Below are 23,793 nucleotides of genomic sequence, written 5' to 3' on the forward strand. Positions count from 1 at the left end.
CCGGCAGCCCGGCCGCCGTCCTGTGCAGGGGCAGCGGGACGGCCGGCTGGCCGGTCGCGCCGCCGTCACGGACGGCACCAGCGGCAGGTCGTACCGCATCGCCTACGCCTCCGGTGCCAGCTCTCGGACCGCCTGGTCGATGGGCGTCGCGCCGGGCAGCGGCGCGAGCACCGGGGTGTCGAGGCCGTTGGCGACGTACTCCTTGATGCGGGCCCGGCAGGTGGCCGCGTCGCCGTGCACGATCAGGTCGTCCACCACCTCGTCGGGGATGGCCTTGAGCGCGGCCTGCCGGTCGCCCGCGGCCCACGCCTCGTGCATCGGGCGCAGCACCTCGCCGCGGCCCAGCCAGTCGTGGAAGGCCGCGTAGACCGGGACGGTGAGGTAGCTCGCGAGCATCCACCTGGCGGTCTCGCGGACCCGCTCGGTGTCCTCGTCCACGCAGACGAACAGGCGGGCGATCAGCTCGGTGTCAGGGCCGATCTCGGCGCGGACCTTCTGGACGTCAGCGGGCGCGAGCCAGTTCGTGATCGCGCCGTCGGCCTCCTCGGCGGCCAGCCGCAGCATCCGCGGCCGCAGCGCGGCCAGCACGATCTTCGGTGGCGTCTTGGGCGCGCGTTCCAGCTTGAAGCCCTTGACCTCGAACGTCTCGTACGCCTCCGAGACCTTCTCCCCCGCCAGCGCCCGCTTCAGGAAGCGCAGGGTGTCGCGGGTGCGCGCGTACGGCTTGGCGAACGTGCCCGCGTTCCACCGCTCGACGATCGCCGGTGACGACGCCCCGATGCCCAGCACGAACCGGCCTGGCGCGAGGTCGGCCAGCGTCGCGGCCGACATCGCGAGCAGCCCGGGGCCGCGCGTCGAGACGGGCACGATCGCGCTGCCCAGCCGCGCCTGCGGCGCCCACTGCGCGGCCAGCGCCAGCGGCACGAACCCGTCGGTGCCGTTGACCTCGGCGGACCACACGTCGGTGTAGCCGAGCGCGGGCAGCTCGGCTATGAGGTCCTGCGCCTTGGACAGCGAGCGATCGTAGAAGGGGATCGTCATGCCCCAGTTCTGCGTCATACACGGCCTCCCAGATGCCACATCAGGAGGACCATACCAACCGCTCGGTATGTCGCCCTAGGCCCGCAGCTCGTGCACCGCCGCGATGAAGTCCTTCGTGATGCCCCGCAACCCCGGCAGGTGCGACAGCCCGACCAGCCGGTCCACCAGCGGCACCGTCACCTCGATCAGCCGGTACGTCCGCGCGCACCCCTCCGAGGTGTCGTGCACCCAGAACAGCACCATGCCCATCGACAGCAGCCACAGCAGCTCGGGCAGCTCCTCGCGCAGCTCGGCGTTCATCCGGTCGCGCGAGCCTTCGACGACCTCCCGGTAGATGGCGATCGACGCCTCACGCGCGGGCGAGGACTGCTTGCTGAACGGGCTGAGCGGATTGGTCGGCTCGGCCGCGTGCTTGAAGAACTTCACGGCGAACTCGTGGTAGGGCTCGGAGACCCGCACCCACTCCCGCAGCACCCCGCTCAACCTGGCCGCGAACGACTCCTCCTTGGCGAGGAACTCCCTGCACGCGGCTTCGTGCTCGGCCTGAGCCCGGTCGTAATAGGCCTGGATCAACGCCTCCTTGCTGTCGAAGTAGTAGTAAGCGTTGCCCACGGACACACCGGCCTCGGCCGCGATGGCCCGCATGGTGGTCGCGTCGAAGCCGCGCTCCCTGAACAGTCGCAAGGCCGTCTCGACGATGACCTCTCGAGTGCTCTCCGCTCCTCTGTTTCGGGCTTCGGACACGTTCGTCACTTTACGTCGTCGAACACGGTTAGGTCATGGAGCCGCACGGTGATCACCGCCACAAGGCAAAGTTGCGCTCGCGGTGCGAGTTATCTCCAGTGAATGGTGGGATTGTCGTTTCAGGCGGAAGGGCTATTTCCGCGAAAAGGCATCGACATGTGGATACGTGGAACAGTGCGGCTCCTGATAGTCGCGCTCCTCGGCATTCAGATCACCATAATCGCGCTGGCCACCGCTGCCGCCGCCGCCACCTACCCCGAAAAGGTGCCGGCTCCGAGCGGCCTGCACGGGCCCGGCGGCTGGGAGCACAGCCCGGCCGTGCTGAGCGCGGTCTTCTCCGACGCGTACGAGATCGGGCCGCGCATCGCCTGGGCTCACCAGCGGCTGAACGAGGCCCGTGCGCGGCTCGGCGCGGTGAGCGAGTGGCCGTCGTGGGACGAGAGCGACGACGCCCAGGAACCCGCGTGGGAAGAGGCGTCCGACCTCGTGGAGCCGGCCAGGCCGGCCGCCGTCGAGGTGGTCGAGACCCGCGTCGCGGAGACCAGGGCGCAGCCGGTCAAGCCCAAGGCACGCCCCAAGGCGCTGCCAGGGGCCAGGAAGGCGCACAAGCAGCGCGTCCACACCAGGACCGCCATGATGCCCCGTATGCGGGCACACGCCGCGCAGCGGCACGCTCAGGTCGATCTGACCCGGGTCCTGCCCAGGACGGCCGCGGTGACGATGTCCCACACGACCGCCGCCCACTGGCTCAGGCACGCCGGGCTGAAGACGAAGTCCACCGGCCGCTGCACCAGCAAGCACCTGCATCACTGCACGTCGCTGGAGCGCGTACGGACCGGCACGATCACCGAGATCATCCGGCTGAAGCACAGGAGCGGCTGCCCGATCCTGGTGACCGGCGGCACCGAACACGGCCACGCGCCCGGCCACTACAGCCACGGCAACGGCTACAAGCTGGACATCGCCCACAACGCCTGCATCGACCGGCACATCCACAAGCACTACGACAAGGCCGGAGTACGCAGCGACGGAGCCCGGCTCTACAAGGGCTCAGGCAAGGTCTTCGCCGACGAGGGCGACCACTGGGACATCCTCTTCCGGTGACAGGGCCGCGGCTCACGCAGCCGCCGGAAAGGAAAGTGACGCCGCACGAAGACGTACGGCGCCACCTCGAAGATCGGCTTACCGGAACTCGGCCGCCACCAGCTCGGCGATCTCCGCCGCGTTGAGCGCCGCGCCCTTGCGCAGGTTGTCACCGCAGACGAACAGGTCGAGCGTGTTGGGGAAGTCGATCGCCTGACGGACGCGACCGACGTAGGTCGGGTCGGTGCCCACCACGTCGACGGGCGTCGGCCAGACACCGTTGGCCGGGTCGTCCATCAGCACCACCGTCGGCGCCGCCTCAAGCACGCGGTGCGCATCGGCGACCGTGATCTCGCGCTCGAAGCGCGCGTGCACGGCCAGCGAGTGGGTGGTGACGACCGGCACGCGCACGCAGGTCGCGGAGACCTTCAGGTCGGGGATGCCGAGGATCTTGCGGGACTCGTTGCGGAGCTTGAGCTCTTCAGAGGCCCAGCCGTCACCCTTGTCGGAGCCCGCCCACGGCACCACGTTGAACGCGATGGGCGCGGGGAACGGCGAGTCGGCCGGCAGCTTGTCGACCAGCGCCTTGCGGACGTCGCCCGCGCTCTGCCCGAGCGTGCGGTCACCGGCCAGCGCCTCGATCTCGTCGTAGAGCCGCGCGGAACCCGCCACGCCTGCCCCGGACACCGCCTGGTAGGAGGCGACGACCAGCTCCTTGAGCGTGAACTCGGCGTGCAGCGCCCCCATGGCCGCCATCATCGACAGCGTCGTGCAGTTGGGGGTCGAGATGATGCCCCGCGGCCGCTCACGCGCGTCGAGCGGGTTGACCTCGGGCACCACCAGCGGAACGTCGGGCTCCATGCGGAACGTGCCCGACTTGTCGATGGCGATCGCGCCGCGCTCGGCCGCGATCGGCACCCACACGGCCGACACCTCGTCGGGGACGTCGAAGATGGCGATGTCGATGCCGTCGAACACCTCGGGCGCCAGCGCCTGCACCACGACGTCCTCGCCGCGTACGGACAGCACCTTGCCCGCGGAACGAGCCGAGGCGACGAGACGGATCTCGCCCCAGATGTCCTCGCGCGTCGACACGATCTCGCGCATGACGGTGCCCACGGCGCCGGTCGCGCCGATCAGGGCCAGATTGGGCCTCTTGCTCATCGTCCTGAACCTCCGTACACCACGGCTTCGACCTGGTCGGCGTCGAGGTCGAAGGCGCGGTGGGCGGCCGCCACGGCCGCGTCGACACCGTCCTGCCCGACCACAACAGAGATGCGGATCTCCGAGGTGGAGATCATCTCGATGTTGACCCCCGCGTCGGCGAGGGCCGCGAAGAACGTCGCGGTGACGCCGGGGTGCGAGCGCATGCCCGCGCCGATCAGCGACACCTTCCCGATCTGGTCGTCGAACAGCAGCGACTCGAAACCGATCTGGGGCTGGATCTTCTTCAGCGAGCCCAGCGCCGTCTGGCTGTCGGCCGTGGGGAGCGTGAAGGAGATGTCGGTGCGACCCGTGGCCGCGGCCGAGACGTTCTGCACGATCATGTCAATGTTGATCTCGGCGTCGGCCAGCGTTTTGAAGATCGTCGCAGCCTCGCCGACCTTGTCGGGCACCCCGACAACAGTGATCTTGGCCTCGCTCCGGTCGTGCGCCACGCCGGAGATGATCGGCTGCTCCATCTCGGTTCCTTCGGTGTAAGGGTCGGCTACGACCCACGTGCCTTCCTTGGTGCTGAACGAGCTGCGTACGTGGATCGGCAGGGCGAAGCGGCGCGCGTATTCGACGCACCGCAGGTGCAGGATCTTCGCGCCGCAGGCCGCCATCTCCATCATCTCGTCGTACGAGATCCGCGGAATCTGGCGCGCCGCGGGCACGATGCGCGGATCGGCGGTGAAGATGCCGTCGACGTCGGTGTAGATCTCGCAGACGTCGGCCTCGAGCGCCGCCGCCAGGGCGACCGCCGTGGTGTCGGAGCCGCCCCTGCCGAGCGTGGTGATGTCTTTGGTGTCCTGCGAGACGCCCTGGAACCCGGCCACGATCGCGATGTGACCCTGGTCGATCGCCTCCTTGATGCGGCTCGGCGTCACGTCGATGATGCGCGCCTTGCCGTGCGTGGAGTCGGTGATCACGCCCGCCTGCGAGCCGGTGAACGAGCGGGCCTCGTGGCCGAGGTTGGCGATCGCCATCGCCAGCAGCGCCATCGAGATGCGCTCGCCCGAGGTCAGCAGCATGTCGAGCTCGCGTGCCGGAGGCAGCGGCGACACCTGCTCGGCCAGGTCGAGCAGCTCGTCCGTCGTGTCGCCCATTGCGGAGACGATCACGACCACGTCGTTGCCGGCTTTTTTCGTCGCGACGATCCGCTGCGCGACCCGCTTGATGCAGGACGCGTCGGCGACGGACGAACCACCGTACTTTTGCACAACGAGCGCCACGAGAGTCTCCCGGTTTGGACTGTGAGCTGCCAGTCTATCCGGGGCGTCTCGTGCGGCTGATGGGTCGTACCAGTATGTGGATACTCAGACCGAGGTCGTTTCCTCCGCCACGTCGAGGCGGGAGTGCGCCGCGAGGGCCTGCAGGGCGCGCATCGCGGCGCCCGCGTGGTTGCCCCACGTGTTGAAGTAGGAGTATTGCCACCACCACAGCGCCTCGTGCGGCCGGCCCGCGTGATAGTGGCGCAGCCCGTGGATGAGGTCGGCGGCGACCGCGGTCAGGTCGTCGGAGAGCCGGTACGGCGTGACGGCCGTGTCCTTGTACGGGTCGAACACCTCGACGTAGTCGTCGACCGCCTCCAGCCGCTCGGCCAGCGCCGTGCGCACCCCGTCGATGTCGGGGTCCTCGCTCATCGGCGGCTCGTAGTTGCCCGACAGGATCACGTCGCGGTTCGCGCCCAGCTTGGCGCCCGCGAGGCTCACCTGGGCGACCTCCACCAGCAGGATCGACCAGATGGCGTCGCCGCCCTCGCCGCCCGCCATCCTGGTCAGACCGTCCACGTAGTTCTGCGCGTGCCCGGCGATCTCTTCCGCCAGAGCACTCCACTGGTCAGACATCCAGCAGCCTCCGTCCTTCGAACGCGCGGCCCAAGGTGACCTCGTCGGCGTACTCGAGATCACCGCCCACAGGCAGACCGCTGGCCAGTCGTGTCACTTTGACGCCCATCGGCTTGACCAGACGGGCGAGGTAGGTAGCCGTCGCCTCGCCCTCGAGGTTGGGGTCGGTGGCGAGGATGAGCTCGGTGACCCGGCCGTCGGCCAGGCGCGTCATGAGCTCACGGATGCGCAGGTCGTCGGGGCCGACCCCGTCGATGGGGCTGATGGCGCCGCCCAGCACGTGGTAGGTGCCGCGGAACTCGCGCGTCCTCTCGATCGCCACGACGTCCTTCGGCTCCTCGACGACGCAGATGACGTGGGTGTCGCGGCGGGCGTCGCGGCAGATGCGGCACTCCTCCTCGGAGGCCACGTTGCCGCACACGCGGCAGAAGCGCACCTTGTCCTTGACCTCCAGCAGCGCGTGCGCCAGCCGCTTGACGTCGGCTGGATCGGCCGCCAGCAGGTGGAACGCGATCCGCTGCGCGCTCTTGGGACCGACGCCGGGCAGCAGCCCCAGCTCGTCGATCAGGTTCTGGACGACCCCTTCGTACATGCCTAGAACCCTGGCAACTGTCCGAGGCCGCCGCCACCCAGCCCCTGCGCGAGCGGGCCGAGCTTTTCCTGCTGCAGGTCGGCGGCCGCGCGTACGGCGTCGCGGACGGCCGCGATCACCAGGTCGGCGATCGTGTCGGCGGTGTCCTGCGCGTCGCCCGCGTCGATCACACTCGGGTCGATCTTGAGCTCCAGCAGCTCGCCCGAGCCGTTGACGACGGCCGTGACCAGGCCGCCGCCGGCTGAGCCCTCGATCTGCGCGTCGTTGAGCTCCTGCTGGGCGCTCACGAGCTGCTGCTGCATGAGCTGGGCCTGCTCCAGCAGCTGCTGCAGGTTGACATCCCCTGGGTTCACCGTCGTGCGCTCCTCGTGGCTCCGCGTTCTTGACTGCCACGAGCCTACGGTGTTTGGGCGGCGTCATGTACTGGGGTGTCCCCTTGTTTCGTGGCCTTTTCCCCGTACGAGATGCGAATTGCGCTCGTCGATGCCCCTCATGGCGGGCTTTTCCGGTGCGGAGCCGCCGTCCTGACCAGGCCCTCATGACCATGTTCTGCCGTGTGTCGGCGTGTTCTGGCCGGATCTCGGCCCCCCTCCAGCGTCCGAGACCCGGCCACCACGTCGGCGGAGCGGCCGCACCACGCCGACGCGTTCAAGAAAGCTAGCGGGGGCAACGTTGCACACACGTTGCGTTCATTCAATCACCCTCCGCAATCCCCCGAACGACTTGCGCTTATGGCTCATAAGACGGATGCTCTACTTGACTACTTGGAGTGACCGATGAGTTACCCCCATCTCGACGCGTACTCCCGCCTGCTGCGCGGGGCCTACGAAGCCGTCGCCGCCGGCCAGAGCCGGCCGCACGCGCCCCGCCGACTGATCAAGGCATCCTGGCTCCGCTCGCTCGACGCCGGCATCGATCTCGAAGGCACGAGCGCGCCGCTCGTCATCGACCCCTCCCACATCAGGGACCTGCGCGACGACCACCCGCTGCGCCCGCTGCTCCCGCTGCTCGCCCAGACCCTGGCCGGGCTCGCCGACGCCAGCGGCCACGTCATGATCGTCACCGACGGTGACGGGCGCGTGTTGTGGCGCGAGGGTAACCACACCACGCTGTCGCGCGCCGACGGCATCGGCCTGGCCGACGGTCACCAGTGGAGCGAGCAGCGCGTCGGCACCAACGGCATCGGCACCGCGCTCGCCACCGGGCGGCCCGTCCACGTCTTCTCCGAAGAGCACCTCATGCGGGTGCTGCACGTCTGGTCCTGCAGCGCCGCCCCCATCACCGACCCCGACTCCGGCCGGGTCATCGGCTGCGTCGACGTCAGCGGCACCTCCCGCAGCCTCCACCCCGCCACGGTCGCCCTCGTCGCCACCACGGCCAAGCTCGCCGAGACGCAGCTCGCGCTGCGCATGCACGAGCGCGACGAACGCCTGCGCCGGCGCTACGAGTCGCTGCGCGGCAGGCCCGGAGTCCTGCTGTCGGCCACCGGCCGCGTCATCTCCGGCGACCCGGCAGGTGACCTCGGCGAGCGCGTCCACCTCGATGAGCGCGCCCACTTCGCCGGGCGGCGCATGATCCTCAGGGACGGCAGCGTCGCCCTGCTGGAGCCCTTCTCCGACGGCTATCTCCTGCGGTCCGCCCCGCCCACCGCCCCGCCCCTGCTCACGCTGTCCTTCCTCGGCGAACGCCCGCCCTCCGCCGCCTACGGCGACCGCGACCGCCCCCTGTCGCTGCGGCACGCCGAGATCCTGACGCTCCTCGCCCTGCACCCCCACGGCCTGACCGCCGAGCAGCTCTCCTTCCACCTCTACGGCGACGACGGCAACCCCGTCACCATCCGGGCCGAGATCCACCGGCTCCGCGCCCAGCTCGGCGACGCCATCGCGGCGAAGCCGTACCGGCTGACCTGCCCTGTCGAGGCCGACTTCCTCGCGCTGCGCCGCCTGCTGCCCGCGGGCGACCCCGCCGGCCTCGCCCGCTCCTACCCCGGCCCGCTGCTGCCCCGCTCGGAGTCACCGGAGATCCGCCGCGAACGCGACGAACTCGAAGCCCAGGTCCGCGCCTGCCTCCTGCGGCACGGGACGCCCGAGGACTTGTGGACGTACGCACAGACCTGCAACGGCCGCGACGACTACGAGGTCTTGGAACGCCTCGCCGCCCTCCCCCCGACCGACCCCCGCAGCGCCGCCGCCCGCTCCCGCCTGCTCTCCTGACCCCGCCCACCCCGCACCCGCCGACCGCCGCTCAGCCGACCCGCCTCCGGCCCCGGAACCGCCTTCTTCGCGGCAGCCGCCTGCTGCCTGGGCCGCCCCCATCTGGGGCACCACGCACCGCGCCCGTCCTGCGCGGGAGTCGCCTGCCGGCTCGGCCGCCCGCTACGGCCCGGAGAGTCATCCTCATCTCATGACGCCTGTCGAAGCGCCTGGCGAAGGAAGGGTCAGGGGTGGTTGATCTCGCCGATGACCTTGGCGCCTAGTTCGCGTTCGAGCAGGGCCATGCCTGAGAGGGCGACCGTGTCGGCGTCGGCGTCGTTGAGCGGGTCGACGTCGTCGGAGTCGGTGGCCTTGGTGTCGCGGCCGGGAATCGCGCTCGGCCACGCGGACGTCGACGCGGACTTCGACGGGGACGTCGAGGGGGGCGCGCCGCCCCTGGCGCCCGGGGCGCGGGGGCCGGCCGCGGCCGCGGCCTTGGCGGCCGATCGGGCGGCGGCGAGGCCGCTGCCGGGACCGCTGGAGACGCGCTGCCCGGCGGGGACGGTCTGCGTCAGGTCAGGCCCGGGTGGGGAGCCGGGGCCAGGGTCGTCGTCGGGGGCGTCGGGCCAGGATTCGTCGGTGGTCGCGCGCGCCGCCGCTGGTGGGCCGGCCGGAGGCTGGTCGCCGTCTTGCCCGCCGCCGTCGTCGGAGGACCCGTGTGAGGCCGTACGTCCCTGAGGCCCCGGCGCGCCCTGCCCGCCGCCCTGAGCGGCGTCCGAGGCCCCCGGCGAACCGGCGGACCCCTGCGCGCTCTGGACGTTCGGACCGTGCCCGCCGGAGGGCCCGTGACCACCCTGAGCACCGTTCGCCTGACCGCCGGGCGCGCCACGAGGACCGTTCGCCTGACCACCGGGCGCGCCATGAGGAGCCCCTTGCGCAGGGGGACGGGCGGGGCCACGGGACGCCTGCGGTATCGGGGAGCCCCCGACCACCGCCTCGACCCGCCACGTGCCGCCGAGCACGTCGCCCAGCGCGGCGGCCACCACCGCGTCCTTGCCGCCGCCGGTGAAGTTCTTCATCGCGCCGACCTGGGTGAAGCCGAGCGTGACGAGGTTGCCCTCCACGCCGACCACCTGGGCGTTGGTGCTCACGTTGGCCCAGACGACGATGCTGCGCTGCTTGAGCGCGGCCAGCACGGCGGGCCACTGCGACTGGAGGCCACCGGCTCCGCCGCCGCTCGGGGCCGCGGCCGGAGGCGTACCGCCGGAAGGAGCCGCACTGGCGGCGGCGCTCGATGGAGCGGTCTCTGCGGACGCCGCACCGGCCCCGGGACGAACCGCCTCGGGCCAGTCGTCACCGGAAGCCTGCCCGGCCCCCTTCGCGTCTCCGTCCGACCCGCCGGGTCCGGCCACCTGAGCCCGCGCACCCGCCCCCGGACCCTGCGCACCGGCAGCGGCGGGACCGTGCGCGGCGGAGGAGCCAGGCGCACCGGCAGCGGAGGAGCCAGGCGTGGCGGAGGGGGCAGGAGCCGTCGCGGTCGCCGCGGGAGCGTGAGCCACGGCCGCGGAGGCAGGAGCGGGGACGGCCGGGGCTGCCGCGGCGCGGGCCGCCATCTGGGCCACGGCGCCACCGCGTTCGAGCCGCTCGATCCGCGCGAGCAACGCCCCTTCGCCCTGCTCGGCTCCGGGCAGCAGCACGCGCGCGCACATCAGCTCCAGCAGCAGCCGCGGCGAGGTGGCGCCGCGCATCTCGGTGAGGCCCGCGTTGAAGACCTCGGCCGCGCGGGTCAGCTCGGCGGGGCCCATGGAGGACGCCTGCTGGACCAGGCGTTCGAGCTCGTCGGCCGGCCGGTCGAGCAGCCCGCTGGTGGCCGCCTCGGGGACGTTCGCCAGGATCACCAGGTCGCGGAAGCGTTCGAGCAGGTCGGAGGCGAAGCGGCGGGGGTCGTGGCCGCCCTCGATGACCCGGTTGACCGTGTGGAAGACCCGCCCGCCGTCACGGGCCGCGAACGCGTCGACGACCTCGTCGAGCAGGTCGCCGTCGGTGTAGCCGAGCAGGGAGACGGCCTTGGCGTAGGTGATGCCGTCGTCGTCGGCCCCGGCGAGCAGCTGATCGAGGATCGACAGGGAGTCACGGGCCGAGCCGGCGCCCGCGCGTACGACGAGGGGCAGCGCGGTGGGCTCGAAGGGCACGTTCTCGGAGGTGAGGATCTCCTCCAGCAGCCCCCGCAGCGTCGCGGGCGGCATGAGCCTGAACGGATAGTGGTGTGTGCGCGACTTGATGGTGCCGATGACCTTTTCCGGCTCCGTCGTCGCGAAGATGAACTTCAGGTGCGGCGGAGGCTCCTCGACGAGCTTGAGCAGCGCGTTGAAACCCTCGCGGGTCACCATGTGCGCCTCGTCGATGATGTAGATCTTGTAGCGCGCGGACACGGGGGCGAAGAAGGCCCGCTCACGCAGGTCGCGCGCGTCGTCGACGCCACCGTGCGAGGCGGCGTCGATCTCGATGACGTCGAGGTGGCCAGGGCCGGTGGGGGCGAGCGCGACGCACGACTCGCACGCGCCGCAGGGGTCGGGCGTCGGGCCCTGCTCGCAGTTGAGCGAACGCGCCAGGATGCGCGCGCTGGAGGTCTTGCCACACCCTCGGGGGCCGCTGAAGAGGAAAGCGTGGTTGATGCGGCCCGTACGCAACGCCTGCCGCAGCGGGTCAGTGACGTGTTCCTGACCCTTGACCTCGGCGAAGGTCCCGGGTCGGTACTTGCGGTAAAGCGCAAGGCTCATGCGACCATCCCGCCTTCGAGGGGGCTCTCAACGAAGAGACCCCCCGCACACCCGCCAGAGCCCGCTTATCCTTGCTGCCTTCCGGCCCTGGGGAGGTTCACAGGATGACGCCGCGCGAGGGGTCCCTGAACAGTCTAGCCGGATGCCGCAGTGCTCGCTCCACCCCGCGCGAACCCGCCCGGCCGGAAATTCATGGTCTTGGCACCTCCGGAATTCCGGTAAGCTCGTCGGCGGAGGATTCGCCTAGTGGCCGAGGGCGCACGCTTGGAAAGCGTGTATAGGGCAACCTATCGGGGGTTCAAATCCCCCATCCTCCGCGCCTGGTTGAGGCAGTAACGCGAAGGGGCCGACCCTACCCAGTCGGCCCCTTCGTCGTCTCCAGCCCCGGCCGCATGTAGCGGGCCTGCAAGTCAACGCGGGCAAGGAGGCCGTGACCGTCGTCGGGATCGGACGCAACGGGCCAGGGCTGAAGCTGCTCAATCCCGAACGGCGAGGGCCGTACGTCGTTCTTCCCGGCGAGAGCATCGGACTCCAGCTGAAGTACCGCGTGACGAACTGCAAGACCGCCCCCCGCGCGAAGTGGCCGATACCCGTCCGCGTCCTCCGGCCGAGGGGTGTGGAGACCGTCTAGCTCGACCGCTCCATCGCAGAACCGCCGGCCGGCTGGCTCCCGGGATTGGTGGAACACACGTGCAGCTCTCGGTGAGGTCCGGCCGCGGTGATGTCATGATCTTGACAGCGCCTCGTCGATGGGATCCCCGATGCCTGCTCGCTCGCTCGTGCTGCTGATCGCCGCGCTCTTATTGGGCGGCCTCGCGGCCTTCGTGTACGTCCAGGACTCGAGCCTGGTGCTCCTGCGGGAGCACCTCGATCATCCGTTCGCGTTCAGCGTGCTGGCCTGCACGCTGATCGCGCTGGCCGCACTCGGGCTCCGGTGGAAGTGGCTACGGGCGCTGGTCATCATCCTCGCCGGGCTGGCCGGAAGTGGTGTGCTGCTCATAGGCCTGTTTTTCGCCGCACTCGGCTCGAAAGAGGACATCGGCTTCGTCGACGGACCGGATTCGTACCGGGTCCGACTCGAGCGGTCGATGGCCGGGCTCGGGCCGGACAGCATCACATGGCTCAGCCTGCGCAGGGACCACGGGCTCTTCAGCAGGGAGTGGCACGTCGCCTGCTTCAACGGCGACGACCCCGCCGATGCCTACGAGTCGGTCAGGTGGACGGGGGCGAGGTCATTGGAAATCCGGGTCAACGACGAGCGCCACTTCCTCATCCCCCTGGACCCCGGTACCGGCCGCCCTCTCACCACCGTCGCCCTCAACTGCTGACGTCCGGCCGGACACGCGAACCCGCCGACCGCCGCCGCGCCTACGCCGACCTGCTGCGCGCGGCACTCTCCTCGTGAGCTTTCAGGAGGCCACGATGGCCTTGGAGCGGTCGGTGGCCATGGTGACGGCGAAGGCGCCGAGGATGGTGCCGGTGAGGTAGCGCTGGACGCGGACCCAGCCGGGGCGGCGGGCGAGGAACGCGGCGAGGCTGCCGGCCGTGATCACGATCAGGCCGTTGACCAGGGTGCCGATGGCGACCTGGACCGAGCCGAGCGCGATGCTCTGCAGCAGGACGTGTCCCATCGACGGGTCGACGAACTGCGGGAGCAGCGACAGGTACAGAATGGCGATCTTGGGGTTGAGCAGGCAGGTCAGCAGGCCCATCGTGAACAGCTTGCGGGGGCGTTCGACGGGCAGCTCGCGCGGCTCGAAGGCGGAGGCGCCGCCTGGGCGGACGGCGTTCCAGGCCAGCCAGAGCAGGTACGCGGCGCCGGCGAGCTTGAGCGCGGTGTAGGCGGCCGGTACGTACGCGAAGACCGCCGTCAGTCCCAGGCAGGTCGCGATGAGGTACGTCGTGAACCCGAGGAACACCCCGATCAGCGAGATGAACCCCGATTTGGGGCCCTGGGTGATCGAGCGCGACACCAGGTAGATCATGTTGGGCCCGGGCGTGAGCACCAAACCGAGGGAGACCAGCGCGATCCCGATCAAGCCAGCAGTCATAGCGGCAGAGTAACTGACATATCGGGAAAAATCGTGCCCGTGAATGTTACCTTGCGTAATGACTCCACTACGGGGCAGGACTGCGATCGGAGGCTTCGATGCAGTTCGACGACGACAAACCGCTCGACCCGTCGCAGGTCGAGGACGCCCGTGCGTCGGGCCCGCGGCCCGGCGGCGGGTTCGGCAGGATGCCCGGCGGCTGCATGTTGCCGATCGGCGGCCGGGGCGGCGGGTGTCTGCTGCTGATCCTGGCGTTGGGGGCGATGTTCCTGTTCGGCATCATCCCGACGTCTTTCACCGGAGATCCTGGCGAGCAGGGCGATCCGGGCGGGCAGGGCGGCGGCCAGGCGCCGAGTGCCCCCGCCACCGGCAACCTGGCCGAGCGCTGCAAGACCGGCGCCGACGCCGACCAGTCGGAGGACTGCCGGGTGGTCGGGACGGTCAACAGCATCCAGACGTACTGGCGGCGGGCGCTGCGCGACGGCGGGGAGACGTACCGGCCGGCCAAGACCGTGCTGTTCACCAGGGCCATCGAGACGGGCTGCGGCGCGGCGGACTCGGCGGTGGGGCCGTTCTACTGCCCGGCCGACCGCCGGGTCTACCTCGACCTGACCTTCTTCGACACGCTCCAGCGCGACTTCGGGGCCGAGGGCGGGCCGTTCGCGCAGGCGTACGTGATCGCCCACGAGTACGGGCACCACGTACAGAACCTGCTCGGCACCATGGACCAGCTGGGCCGCGACAGCAGGCCCGGCGCCGACAGCCCCTCCGTACGTCTGGAGCTCCAGGCCGACTGCTACGCCGGAGTCTGGGCCCGCAACGCGGTCAAGACCGGCTTCTACGAGCAGCCGTTCTCGCAGAACGACATCCAGCAGGCGCTCAGCGCGGCGGCGGCCGTCGGCGACGACAGCATCCAGCGGCGCTCCCACGGCCGCGTGACACCGGACGCGTTCACGCACGGCACGTCGGAGCAGCGCGAGAAGTGGTTCAGCACCGGGTACGACAGCGGCGACCCCCAGCGGTGCGACACGTTCTCCGGGCGGATCTGAGCACGGCTCGATAGAGCGGTCCTGGTTCGGGGCAGTCTGTCCTGCGGGCAATACCCCAGAAAGGGATGTCAGCATGGACTTCAGGGACCAGGCGGACCTCGACGCCTCGCAGGTGGAGGACGCGGGAGGGGGCGGCGGCTTCTCCGGCTTCCCCGGAGGTGTGGTGGTCGGCGGTGGCGGGATCGTCGGCCTGATCGTGCTGGTGCTGGTGTTCGTCCTCAACAACGTGAGCGCCGAGCCGGGCCAGGGCAGGCCGCCCGCCGATCTGTCGGCGCGGTGTCAGAAGGGCAAGGACGCGGACCAGTCGGAGAAGTGCCGGGTGGTGGGCGTGGTCAACAGCATCCAGGACTACTGGAAGCAGGAAATTTCCGGATATCGGGCGGCGAAGACCGTCCTGTACTCGGGACGGTTAAGGACCGCCTGCGGCTCCGCGAGCTCCTCCGCCGGCCCCTTCTACTGCCCCGGCGACCAGCGCGTCTACCTCGACCTCAGCTTCTTCGACCAGCTCCACTCCCAGTTCGGCGCCAAGGGCGGACCTTTCGCGCAGGCGTACGTGATCGCCCACGAGTACGGACACCACGTACAGAAGCTCCTCGGCGCCCTCGACGGCGGCAGCTCGGTCGCCGTCGAGCTGCAGGCCGACTGCTACGCCGGCGTCTGGGCCCGCAACGCGGTCAGCACCGGCTTCTACGAGCAGCCCTTCACCTCTGCCGAGATCTCCGAGGCGCTCGACGCCGCGGCGGCGGTCGGCGACGACAGAATCCAGCGGCGCACCACCGGAAGAATCGATCCTGAATCGTTCACCCACGGCAGCTCACGGCAGCGCGTGGCCGCGTTCAAGCGCGGATACGAAAACGGCGCACCCACCGACTGCGATCTCCAGAACCCGGCCTGACGCGACCGGACAACGCGAGGAATCGGATTTTCTCCTAAAATCGGGGGGGTGATCTTCAAGCTAGTCGGCGACGGACGCCCTTATCCCAACCACGGTCTGACGAACCGCGATTGGGCCCAAATCCCTCCACGGCAGGTCCGGCTCGACTCGTTGATCACCACGAAGGCCATGCTGGACCTGCACTCGCTGCTCGCGGCCGACTCCACGTTCTACGGGGACCTCTTCCCGCACGTGGTGCAGTGGCAGGGCGAGCTCTATCTGGAGGATGGCCTGCACCGAGCGTTGCGGGCCGCGCTGCACCAACGATCGATCCTGCACGCCAGGGTCCTCGAACTGCCCAACTGAGAAAGGGGGCGTCGCGAATCTCGCGGCGCCCCTTTGATTTTTCCGCCAACATCATTTTTCCGGCCGTGAACGACCGGTGAATACGATTACGGTTGTCGCCCGCCGCCTGACCCGGACATGCGAAAGGGCCCCCGAGATCTCGGAGGCCCTTCGGCGTGGCGGTGGTGGTGGGATTTGAACCCACGGATGAGTTGCCCCATCACACGCTTTCGAGGCGTGCGCCCTCGGCCACTAGGCGACACCACCGCGGAAGAGCTTACCGGATCCTGCGCGTAGCGAAGAACCGCTTCAGGGCCGCACCGCACTCTTCGGCGAGCACGCCCATGACGACCTCGGGCCGATGGTTGAGCCTGCGGTCGCGTACGACGTCCCAGAGCGAGCCCACGGCGCCGCCCTTCTCGTCCGTGGCGCCGTACACGATCCGCTCCACCCTGGCCAGCACCGCGGCGCCCGCGCACATCGTGCACGGCTCCAGCGTCACCACGAGCGTGCAGCCGCCGAGCCGCCACTCACCGCGCCGCGCGGCGGCCGCGCGCAGCGCGAGCACCTCGGCGTGGGCCGTCGGATCTGCGGTGGACTCACGGTCGTTGCCCGCCTTGGCCAGCACCTCGCCGTGCTCGTCGAGCACGACGGCGCCGACGGGGATCTCACCCCTCGCGGCGGCCGAGCCGGCCTCCGCCAGGGCCAGACGCATGGCGTCCTCGTACGTCACCGCAACCGGTCGAGCTCGTCGGCGAACGACAGCCGCTCGGCGATCACCGACAGGATGTCGGCCGGCAGCATGCCCTCCTCCATGCTCAGCTCAAGCAGCTCCTCGGAGCTCACTCCCAGGTCGCTGAGCAGCTCGAAGTCGCCCGCCGGGCGTACGCCGAGACCGTTGCCCTCCTTGTCGGGCGCCACCCCGGCGAACTCGGCGAACAGCTCGCCGAGGTTGTCGGCCACGACGGCGTGCACGTCGGAGAGGAACACCCGCGGCTCCTCGATGCCGTGATAGCGGGCGATCGCGAACCACTCGTCCTCGACCTCGACGCACAGCAGGGCGAGCTCGTCGCCGGAGAGTCCCAGCGTCTCCGTGACGGCGTCACCGAAGTCGTCGACGATCTCGACGTCCCCGAGATCGACCTCGGCACCGTTCCAGCCGTCGGAGGTCCTGACGAAGGCCGCTGAGAAGGTGTTGGACGCCATGTCCGCGCTCCAGGGGGGTCAGCCGAAGACCGATTCGATGGCACGCTCGAACGGCTCGGAGAACCCCAGCCGCGCGGCGATGCTGGACAGCACATCTTCGGGAAGCAGGTCAATGTCGCCGGAGAGGATGCCCAGCTCCATCTCGTCCAACCCGAGATCGGCGAAGATCGACAGATCTCCTGCGGGGAGCACGGTCTCCTCGTCCTGGAGGATCTCGTCGAGCTCCTCCTCGTCCGGCACGGGGACGTCGAGGTAGTGGAGGACCTGGCGGGCCAGCGGGAAGTCCCACGAGGCGGCGATGTCGGACAGGAACACGTCGACCCGGTCGCCGATGACCCTGAGCGCCACGAAGAACTCGTCGCCGACCGCGACCAGCCCGATCGTGCCGCTCTCGCTCGGCTGCTGCTTCAGGGCATGGATGAGCCCGTGCAGGTCGGACGTGAGCGTGACCGGCAGGAGCTCGGCCTGCCAGCAGTCGTCCTCGCGATAAACCACGATGGCGAAGTCGAGAGCGTCTTCGTCTGTCATCGCCATCCCCACCCGACCTCTGACACGACAGATATCACCAGGACCCAATCGTTCCAGAACCGGCCACCGGGCGTGTGCCTCTCCGACCAAATTGTGATCAAAACCAAAGATCTGATGCCCCCGCACCCCTCCCGTCACGTTCGACTCTCACCGGGCGCGACGGTTTCCGGCCGTCGGAAGCGGGAGGGGAAGGCGCCGGCCCAGCACCCCCACCCTCACGCCCGCCACTCTCCCGGGCGCGAAACCCTCGGTCCCTTGGCAAGGGAGAGGAGGCCACTCCCCCGGACACGGGGCTCTCCGCCCCTTGGAGAGGAGGCCGCTCCCCCAGACGCGGGGCTCTCCGTTTCTTGGAGAGGAGGCCGCTCCCCCAGACGCGGGGCTCTCCGTTTCTTGGAGAGGAGGGTCGCTCTCCCGAACGTGAGGCTTCCGTCCTCCACGGAGGAGGGAAGGCCGCTCCCCGGAACGCGGTACCTTCCGTCCTCCACGGAGGAGCGGAGGTCGCTTCTTTCGGTGCTGCTGGTGCGGGGGTTGGGGGGCTGGTGGGGGGTCGATAGCAGGGTTGGGCAGGAGATAGCGTTGGGTGCCATGGAGACCCTCGTCGTCGATCATCCGCTCGTGGCTCACAAACTCACCACGTTGCGTGATGTCCGCACCGACTCGCCCACCTTCCGCAGGCTCGCGGACGAGCTGGTGACGTTGCTCGCCTACGAGGCCACGCGCGACGTCCGGGTCAGCGAGGTCACCGTGCAGACGCCGGTGGCGCAGGCCGAGGGGGTGCGGATGGCGAAGCCGTACCCGCTGGTGGTGCCCATCCTGCGGGCCGGGCTGGGCATGCTCGACGGCATGATGCGGCTGCTGCCGACGGCCGAGGTCGGGTTCCTCGGCATGATCCGCAACGAGTCGACGCTGCAGGCCGAGACGTACGCGACGCGCCTGCCCGACGACCTGTCGGGGCGCCAGTGCTACGTCGTCGACCCCATGCTGGCCACCGGTGGCACGCTGGCGGCGGCGGTGCAGTTCCTGTTCGACCGGGGCGCGGTCGACGTCACGGCCCTGTGCCTGCTGGCGGCCCCCGAGGGGCTGGCGTACATGGACAAGGTGTTCGCCAACTCCGGCAAGCCGATCCGGGTGGTCACGGCGGCCCTGGACGAGCGGCTCAACGAGAACGGTTACATCGTTCCCGGGCTCGGTGACGCCGGCGACCGGCTTTACGGCGTCGTCTGACGCACTTTCCCCACCTCACCCCACACGTCCACACCCCGCCCCCGTAAGCCTCCCCGCGCACCGCTCCCTCCGGAGCGGCGCCCATCCAGGCGGGAAAGTTCTCCCGGAAAAGTCCACGACCCGTCACGACACGTCATCACTTCGTTACATACTGTGGTTGGGTGGGTACGAAGAGACTGGAAGGCATCTTCCGCATGCGCGTGGGGGCACGATGAGCGAGCACACCGAGGCGGACCCGACTCCGTACGCCGACGTGGAGACGGTGCTGTGCGACGAGTTCGCCGGCATCCACTCCGCGACCACGGTAACGCGCTGCGTGGAGGCGGCGCACTACGGCGCGCTGGAGGTCACCGGCTACGCCCATCCGAGCCTCGTGGAGCGCATCGCGCGCAAACATCTACACGTCCTGGCTCTGGTGGCCAGCGATCGCGGCTAAGCAAGATCAGAACTTCCCTGCCAAGTTACCTTTACCCCGGCATCCGGGTGGGTAATGTATAGGGCGGGTGGAGTGGGTAAGTGGTACGGAGGCGACGGTGCAGGTCAAAAAGGTCCTCACATACGGTGGTATCGCATTTGTTGCGTACTACCTGTTCGCGCGACCAGCTGACGCCGCGGACGCGGTGAAGGGAGCGTTCGACACGGTGTTCAACGCGGCCGACTCGCTGGCTCAATTCGTGAACAGCCTCTCATGAGACTTGTGACCCACGGGGACTCCGCTCCATCGTCGGTCAACCGCTACCTCCTCCCCCAGGAACAACAGGTCATCATGGTGCGGCGGCATCCCGCCATTCTGCTGCGCCCGGTCGCCGAGGTGCTCGGCGGCCTCATCGTCGCCGGGCTCCTCAGCAGATTCTTCGGCGGCGGCGAGGCGGGCGGCACGGCCCTGGTCGTCGTCTGGTGGTTGTGGCTGCTGTTGCTGATCCGCTTCGTATGGAAAGTCGCGGAGTGGTCGGTCGATTACTTTGTGGTGACGTCCAAGCGAATGCTGCTGACCACCGGCCTCATCACGCGCAAGGTCGCGATGATGCCATTGGGCAAGGTCACCGACATGAGCTTCCAAAGATCTCTGCTTGGGCGCATGCTCGGTTACGGTGAGTTCATCCTCGAATCGGCCGGTCAGGATCAGGCTCTGTCAACGGTCGAATACATTCCGTATCCGGAGACGCTCTACCTAGAGGTCTGCCAGATGCTTTTCCCCGGCAAGGACGACGGGGACGATTAATCTCGACGTGGCAAATTCTTCACGCGGGGATACCAGATTCGGCTACTTCATGCAATCATTGCGTGTTGTTGACCCTTCCCCGCCTTGAGAGATGAGATGCCGAGTCAGGGAACCATCGGTGACCGCGTCCGTGGATTGCGGCTGAACAGGCGGATGTCTCAGGCCCAGCTGGCCGGACCCGACCTGTCGGACAGTTATGTCTCGCTCATTGAGTCGGGTAAGCGTACGCCGACTCCTGTGGTTGCCCGGCTCCTGGCCGAGCGGCTCGGATGCACGACGGAGTTCCTCCTTCACGGGATCGAGCCTCGCCAGCGCATCGACACCGAGCTCGGCCTGCGCCATGCCGAGCTCGAGCTCCAGCACGGCGACCCCGCCACCGCCGCGGACCGGTTCACGGAGATCGTGAAGGCGGCGGACGAGGAGAACGCGATGCTGACCGCGCAGGCGCGGTTCGGCAGGGCGCGTGCCCTCGAGGCCCAGGGGCGGCTCGGCCAGGCGGTGGAGGCGTTCGAACGGCTGCGCAGAGAGGCGGCGGCTCATCCTGAGCGGCTGGCCGACCTGCCGCTCACGATCGCGTTGAGCCGCTGCTACCAGCAGGCCGGCGACCGGCTGCGGGCCCGCGACCTCGCGGCCACGGCGCTGGCGCAGGCCGAGCGGCTGCGGATCACCCAGGGCGAGCTGGCCGTCGAGCTGGCCGCGGCGCTGATCGAGGCGCGTGGCGAGAGCGAGACCGACTCCCCCGCGCTGGCCTACGTCAAGCGGGTGCTCGACACGGCAAGTGTGCCTGAGGTTGTGGACCGTTCCGCTGAGATCCGGGCTCTGTGGCACGCGAGTGCCGCCGCCGCGGCGGGCGAGGACTCCGCGCTGGCCGTCGCGCTGGCCGACGACGCCATCATGGCCGGGCGGCCGACCCGGCTCGCGCTGGTGCTGGCCAGGGCCGCCATGCACTGGGCCAGGATGGGCGTGGGACCGATCGAAGAGGCCGAGCGGCTGGCCGGCGAGGCCGTCAGCGCGTTCTCCGTCTTCCCCGCCACGGCGCGCGAATACGGCGAGAGCCTGATCGTCCACGCGCGGGTGAAGCTGCGCACCGGTGACCTAGTGGGCGCGGGGGAGCTGGCCGTCAAGGCGTCCGGGCTCGACCACGACGGCAGCGGCACCACCGCGGCCGAGGCGCACCTGGTGCTGGCGACCGTCGCCTACGAGCAGGCGGGCGACGCCTCCGGGCAGCTGCGCGAGGCGTATGAGCTGCTCGAGGCCCTCGACCGGCCGGTGTTCGGCTCCGATCGGCAGGCCGCGCGGTGCTGGCGTGAGCTGGGCGACCTTTATGGCAGGGGCGAGTCCAGAGCACTTCAGACGGCGGCATATCGTAAAGCCCTCGAAGCTGCCGGAGTTCGCTCCGCCATGGCGGGGGTGAGGATTGACGCCACAGTTTCTCGCTGACCCTCCGGGAGCTCCAGATTTGGCCTATTGAGTCTGGAATAATTAGGGTCTACCAGTCATTGACTCATAGGATGATTGGCTTTCCCGGAGGAGGCGGACTGTGAGTCTGCGTACGGCGCAGCGGGCTTCGCTCGTCGACCAGGTGATCGATCAGCTCAAGGAGCAGATCACCTCAGGGTCGTGGCCGATGAACGGCAAGATCCCGACCGAAACCGCGCTCGCCGAGCAGCTCGGAGTGGGTCGCAACACCGTTCGGGAGGCCGTACGCGCGCTCACGCACGCCGGGCTGCTCGAGTGCCGTCAGGGGGACGGCACTTACGTCCGCGCGACGAGCGAGCTGTCCGGCGCGATGCTGCGGCGGCTGCGCCAGGCGGAGCAGCTGGAGATCCTCGAAGTGCGCCGTGCGCTGGAGGTCGAGTCCGCCCGGCTGGCCGCCACCCGGCGTACGGACGAGGACATCCGGCGCATCGAGGCGGCGCTGGCCGAGCGGGAGCGGGCCTGGGAGCTCGACGACCCCGACTTCTTCGTGGAGGCCGACCTGGCCTTCCACATGGCGGTCGCGCACGCCACCCACAACCTCGTGCTCATCGACCTCTACGAGGACTTCTCGGCGGCCCTGCGGGCCAGCATCACGGCCGCGGGCACGTCGCTGAACAAGAACTACATCCCGCACGAGGCCATCGCCAGGGCCATCGCGGCCGGCGACGCCGCGGCGGCGGAGCGGGCCGGTCACGCCTGCATGGAGCACATCCTCATCGCGCTCACCGAGTCCTGACCCGCTCGCGGGGAGCGCGGGGAGCACGGGGAGCATGGACAGGAGCCGGCGCACCCAGGAGGACCCCGATCTGGGGATGCTGAGCGGGCGCACGTTGTTCGGGCTGCAGCGGGAGCTGTTCGCCGCGCTTGCCGAGCAGGGGCACCCGCGGCTGCGGCCGCGCCACGGCGCCGTGCTGGCCTACCTCGACGACGACGGCAGCCGCGCGACGGACCTCGCCGCGCGCTCGGGCCGGCACAAGCAGGTGATCGGCACGCTGGTGGACGAGCTGGTCGAGCTCGGCTACGTGGAGCGCCGGCGTGACCCGGCCGACCGGCGCGCCAAGCTCATCGTGCCCACCGAGAGGGGGCGCGACTTCATCGCGCGCTCCGACGCCATCCTCGCCGACCTGGAGGCGGCCCACGCGCGGGCCGTGGGCGAGCAGGCGTACGCGGAGTTCAAGCGGGTCTTCAGGCTGGTCGCCGCCCGTCAGGCGGCGCTCACGTCTGACGCAGGGACATGACGAGGTAGCGGAAGGCCGGCTGGGCGTCGCCCGGCACGTCTTGGATGAGCGCGGGCCTGGTGGGCGACTCGAGGTTGATGCGGGCCAGCTCGGTCTCGATGCCGGTGAGCCCGTCGAGCAGGAACTGCGACTGGAAGGCGATCTGGATGTCGTCGCCGCGCAGCTCGCACGGCACGACCTCGGTGCCGCGGCCGATGTCGCCGCCGCCCGCCTGGATCAGCACCTGCCCCTGGCTGAACGACAGCCGCACCGCGGTGTTGCGCTCGGCCACGAGGGCCACCCGCTTGATCGCGTTGACGAACGGCGCCACCGCGACGTCGGCCCTGATCGACCACTCGGACGTGAGCCGGGCGCGGTAGTCGATGAACTGCTCGTCGAGCAGCCGCACGGTGGTGCTGCGACCGACGCTCTCGAACCCGGCGACCCCGTCGCCCATGGCCACGGAGACCTCGCCGCCGCGCAGCGACTTGGCCACCTCGACCAGCACTCGTGCGGGCACCATGGCGGAGACGGCGACGTCGGGGGCGGCCGGACGCCAGGTGAAGTCGCGGGCGGCGATGCGGTAGCGGTCGGTGGCGGCCATGGCCACCGACTCGCCCTCGATGTCGACCCTGATGCCGGTGAGCATGGGCAGCGTGTCGTCGCGGCTGGCGGCCGGCGCGACCTGGCCGACGGCGGAGGCGAACACGCCGCCGCCGATGGCGCCGATGGCCGGCGGCATGGCGGGCAGGGCGGGGAAGTCTTCGACCGGCATGGTGATGAGGCCGAACTCGGCGCTGCCGCAGGTGAGCACCGCCTCGGCGCCCTCGGTGACCAGCTCGACGTCGTCGGCGGGCAGGCTGCGGCTGATCTCGGCGAGCAGCTTGCCGGGGATGAGCACGCGGCCCTCTTCGGACACCTCGGCCTCGATCGCGGCGCGCGCGGAGACGTCGTAGTCGAACGCCGACAGGGTGAGCTCGTCGGTCGCCTCCAGCAGCAGCCCGGACAGCACGGGCACCACGGGTCGGCTGGGCAGGACTCGGGCAGCCCATGCCACCGCATCTGCCAGAACATCGCGGTTAACCCGGATTTTCACCTCATACCACCTTCTCGTCG

Annotated in this window: 26 protein-coding genes, 2 tRNA genes and 1 other RNA gene; 14 read left to right on the forward strand and 15 right to left on the reverse strand. The window is 69.8% G+C overall.

The window, feature by feature from the left end:
* Positions 1-102: 102 nt before the first annotated feature.
* Both ABZW11_RS16355 and ABZW11_RS16360 read right to left on the reverse strand, forming a co-directional pair.
* The gene (locus ABZW11_RS16355; protein WP_355417428.1) at positions 103-1,059 is read right to left on the reverse strand and encodes an LLM class F420-dependent oxidoreductase; all 957 of its coding nucleotides are present in this window, start codon (positions 1,057-1,059) and stop codon (positions 103-105) included.
* Positions 1,060-1,116: 57 nt separating this feature from the next.
* Positions 1,117-1,785, reverse strand: a complete 669-nt coding sequence (locus ABZW11_RS16360) for a TetR family transcriptional regulator (protein WP_355417431.1) — start codon at positions 1,783-1,785, stop codon at positions 1,117-1,119.
* Positions 1,786-1,959: 174 nt separating this feature from the next.
* Here ABZW11_RS16360 and ABZW11_RS16365 point away from each other — a divergent pair, with 174 nt between their 5' ends.
* Entirely contained in the window at positions 1,960-2,889 is a 930-nt protein-coding gene (locus ABZW11_RS16365) for a hypothetical protein (RefSeq protein WP_355417434.1), read from the forward strand.
* Positions 2,890-2,967: 78 nt separating this feature from the next.
* Here the strand turns inward: ABZW11_RS16365 and ABZW11_RS16370 are convergent, their stop codons facing one another.
* The 5 genes from ABZW11_RS16370 to ABZW11_RS16390 form a co-directional block, all read right to left on the reverse strand.
* The gene (locus tag ABZW11_RS16370; protein WP_355417437.1) at positions 2,968-4,032 is read right to left on the reverse strand and encodes an aspartate-semialdehyde dehydrogenase; all 1,065 of its coding nucleotides are present in this window, start codon (positions 4,030-4,032) and stop codon (positions 2,968-2,970) included.
* A complete protein-coding gene (locus ABZW11_RS16375) occupies positions 4,029-5,303 on the reverse strand; it encodes an aspartate kinase (protein WP_355417440.1) in 1,275 nt (424 codons plus the stop codon). The genes ABZW11_RS16370 and ABZW11_RS16375 overlap by 4 nt, the downstream gene beginning before the upstream one ends.
* An 84-nt stretch (positions 5,304-5,387) precedes the next feature.
* Complete coding sequence (locus tag ABZW11_RS16380; protein WP_355417443.1) at positions 5,388-5,918, reverse strand: DUF5063 domain-containing protein; 531 nt, start codon at positions 5,916-5,918, stop codon at positions 5,388-5,390.
* Complete coding sequence (gene recR / locus ABZW11_RS16385; RefSeq protein ID WP_355417446.1) at positions 5,911-6,510, reverse strand: recombination mediator RecR; 600 nt, start codon at positions 6,508-6,510, stop codon at positions 5,911-5,913. The genes ABZW11_RS16380 and recR overlap by 8 nt, the downstream gene beginning before the upstream one ends.
* A gap of 2 nt (positions 6,511-6,512) precedes the next feature.
* Positions 6,513-6,863 (reverse strand): YbaB/EbfC family nucleoid-associated protein, encoded by a 351-nt coding sequence (locus ABZW11_RS16390; RefSeq protein WP_185069492.1) that lies wholly within the window; start codon positions 6,861-6,863, stop codon positions 6,513-6,515.
* 423 nt (positions 6,864-7,286) lie between these two features.
* Between ABZW11_RS16390 and ABZW11_RS16395 the strand changes: the two genes are divergently transcribed.
* Positions 7,287-8,723 carry a GAF domain-containing protein gene (locus ABZW11_RS16395; protein ID WP_355417449.1) on the forward strand — a complete coding sequence of 479 codons (1,437 nt, stop codon included), beginning with the start codon at positions 7,287-7,289 and terminating at the stop codon, positions 8,721-8,723.
* A gap of 224 nt (positions 8,724-8,947) precedes the next feature.
* On the opposite strand, the gene ABZW11_RS16400 is transcribed toward ABZW11_RS16395, so the two are convergent.
* Positions 8,948-11,482, reverse strand: a complete 2,535-nt coding sequence (locus ABZW11_RS16400) for a DNA polymerase III subunit gamma and tau (protein WP_355417452.1) — start codon at positions 11,480-11,482, stop codon at positions 8,948-8,950.
* A 31-nt stretch (positions 11,483-11,513) separates the two neighbouring features.
* An RNA gene (gene ffs / locus ABZW11_RS16405) (signal recognition particle sRNA small type) lies at positions 11,514-11,609 on the reverse strand.
* A 105-nt stretch (positions 11,610-11,714) separates the two neighbouring features.
* Between ffs and ABZW11_RS16410 the strand changes: the two genes are divergently transcribed.
* A tRNA-Ser gene (locus ABZW11_RS16410) sits at positions 11,715-11,799 on the forward strand.
* 444 nt (positions 11,800-12,243) lie between these two features.
* On the forward strand, positions 12,244-12,810 hold the full coding sequence (locus tag ABZW11_RS16415) for a hypothetical protein (protein WP_355417455.1): 567 nt from the start codon (positions 12,244-12,246) through the stop codon (positions 12,808-12,810).
* A gap of 81 nt (positions 12,811-12,891) precedes the next feature.
* Here ABZW11_RS16415 and ABZW11_RS16420 read toward each other — a convergent pair whose 3' ends face one another.
* Positions 12,892-13,533 carry a LysE family translocator gene (locus ABZW11_RS16420; RefSeq protein ID WP_355417458.1) on the reverse strand — a complete coding sequence of 214 codons (642 nt, stop codon included), beginning with the start codon at positions 13,531-13,533 and terminating at the stop codon, positions 12,892-12,894.
* Between the two features lie 98 nt (positions 13,534-13,631).
* On the opposite strand from ABZW11_RS16420, the gene ABZW11_RS16425 reads away from it, so the two are divergent.
* The 3 genes from ABZW11_RS16425 (at position 13,632) to ABZW11_RS16435 (ending at position 15,822) form a co-directional block, all read left to right on the forward strand.
* Positions 13,632-14,582, forward strand: coding sequence for a neutral zinc metallopeptidase (locus ABZW11_RS16425; RefSeq protein WP_355417461.1), 951 nt, complete (start codon positions 13,632-13,634; stop codon positions 14,580-14,582).
* A gap of 73 nt (positions 14,583-14,655) precedes the next feature.
* A complete protein-coding gene (locus ABZW11_RS16430; protein WP_355417464.1) occupies positions 14,656-15,477 on the forward strand; it encodes a neutral zinc metallopeptidase in 822 nt (273 codons plus the stop codon).
* A 48-nt stretch (positions 15,478-15,525) separates the two neighbouring features.
* Positions 15,526-15,822: a type II toxin-antitoxin system VapB family antitoxin gene (locus tag ABZW11_RS16435; protein ID WP_345393030.1), complete on the forward strand. Its 297-nt coding sequence runs from the start codon at positions 15,526-15,528 to the stop codon at positions 15,820-15,822.
* A gap of 156 nt (positions 15,823-15,978) precedes the next feature.
* Here the strand turns inward: ABZW11_RS16435 and ABZW11_RS16440 are convergent.
* The 4 genes from ABZW11_RS16440 to ABZW11_RS16455 all read right to left on the reverse strand — a co-directional run bounded on the left by ABZW11_RS16440 (position 15,979) and on the right by ABZW11_RS16455 (position 17,535).
* Positions 15,979-16,068, reverse strand: a tRNA-Ser gene (locus ABZW11_RS16440).
* 10 nt (positions 16,069-16,078) lie between these two features.
* Positions 16,079-16,516: a tRNA adenosine(34) deaminase TadA gene (gene tadA, locus ABZW11_RS16445; RefSeq protein WP_355417468.1), complete on the reverse strand. Its 438-nt coding sequence runs from the start codon at positions 16,514-16,516 to the stop codon at positions 16,079-16,081.
* Between the two features lie 14 nt (positions 16,517-16,530).
* Positions 16,531-17,007, reverse strand: coding sequence for a tRNA adenosine deaminase-associated protein (locus tag ABZW11_RS16450; protein WP_355417471.1), 477 nt, complete (start codon positions 17,005-17,007; stop codon positions 16,531-16,533).
* Positions 17,008-17,025: 18 nt separating this feature from the next.
* The gene (locus tag ABZW11_RS16455; RefSeq protein WP_355417474.1) at positions 17,026-17,535 is read right to left on the reverse strand and encodes a tRNA adenosine deaminase-associated protein; all 510 of its coding nucleotides are present in this window, start codon (positions 17,533-17,535) and stop codon (positions 17,026-17,028) included.
* A 585-nt stretch (positions 17,536-18,120) separates the two neighbouring features.
* On the opposite strand from ABZW11_RS16455, the gene upp reads away from it, so the two are divergent.
* From upp to ABZW11_RS16490, 7 genes are all read left to right on the forward strand, one after another.
* Positions 18,121-18,759: a uracil phosphoribosyltransferase gene (gene upp / locus ABZW11_RS16460; RefSeq protein WP_355417477.1), complete on the forward strand. Its 639-nt coding sequence runs from the start codon at positions 18,121-18,123 to the stop codon at positions 18,757-18,759.
* Between the two features lie 211 nt (positions 18,760-18,970).
* The gene (locus tag ABZW11_RS16465; RefSeq protein WP_345393042.1) at positions 18,971-19,195 is read left to right on the forward strand and encodes a hypothetical protein; all 225 of its coding nucleotides are present in this window, start codon (positions 18,971-18,973) and stop codon (positions 19,193-19,195) included.
* Positions 19,196-19,292: 97 nt separating this feature from the next.
* Positions 19,293-19,451 (forward strand): hypothetical protein, encoded by a 159-nt coding sequence (locus ABZW11_RS16470; protein WP_355417480.1) that lies wholly within the window; start codon positions 19,293-19,295, stop codon positions 19,449-19,451.
* Positions 19,448-19,981, forward strand: a complete 534-nt coding sequence (locus tag ABZW11_RS16475; protein ID WP_355417483.1) for a PH domain-containing protein — start codon at positions 19,448-19,450, stop codon at positions 19,979-19,981. The genes ABZW11_RS16470 and ABZW11_RS16475 overlap by 4 nt, the downstream gene beginning before the upstream one ends.
* Positions 19,982-20,077: 96 nt before the next feature.
* Positions 20,078-21,421, forward strand: coding sequence for a helix-turn-helix domain-containing protein (locus tag ABZW11_RS16480; RefSeq protein WP_355417486.1), 1,344 nt, complete (start codon positions 20,078-20,080; stop codon positions 21,419-21,421).
* A gap of 100 nt (positions 21,422-21,521) precedes the next feature.
* Entirely contained in the window at positions 21,522-22,196 is a 675-nt protein-coding gene (locus ABZW11_RS16485) for a FadR/GntR family transcriptional regulator (RefSeq protein ID WP_355417489.1), read from the forward strand.
* A 34-nt stretch (positions 22,197-22,230) separates the two neighbouring features.
* Positions 22,231-22,698 carry a MarR family winged helix-turn-helix transcriptional regulator gene (locus ABZW11_RS16490; protein WP_355417492.1) on the forward strand — a complete coding sequence of 156 codons (468 nt, stop codon included), beginning with the start codon at positions 22,231-22,233 and terminating at the stop codon, positions 22,696-22,698.
* On the opposite strand, the gene dnaN is transcribed toward ABZW11_RS16490, so the two are convergent.
* On the reverse strand, positions 22,676-23,773 hold the full coding sequence (dnaN, locus tag ABZW11_RS16495) for a DNA polymerase III subunit beta (RefSeq protein ID WP_355417495.1): 1,098 nt from the start codon (positions 23,771-23,773) through the stop codon (positions 22,676-22,678). The two genes, ABZW11_RS16490 and dnaN, sit on opposite strands and share 23 nt — an antisense overlap.
* Between the last annotated feature and the right edge of the window lie 20 nt (positions 23,774-23,793).

This window comes from Nonomuraea sp. NPDC004580 (assembly GCF_040609855.1).
GTDB classification, from domain to species: domain Bacteria; phylum Actinomycetota; class Actinomycetes; order Streptosporangiales; family Streptosporangiaceae; genus Nonomuraea; species Nonomuraea salmonea.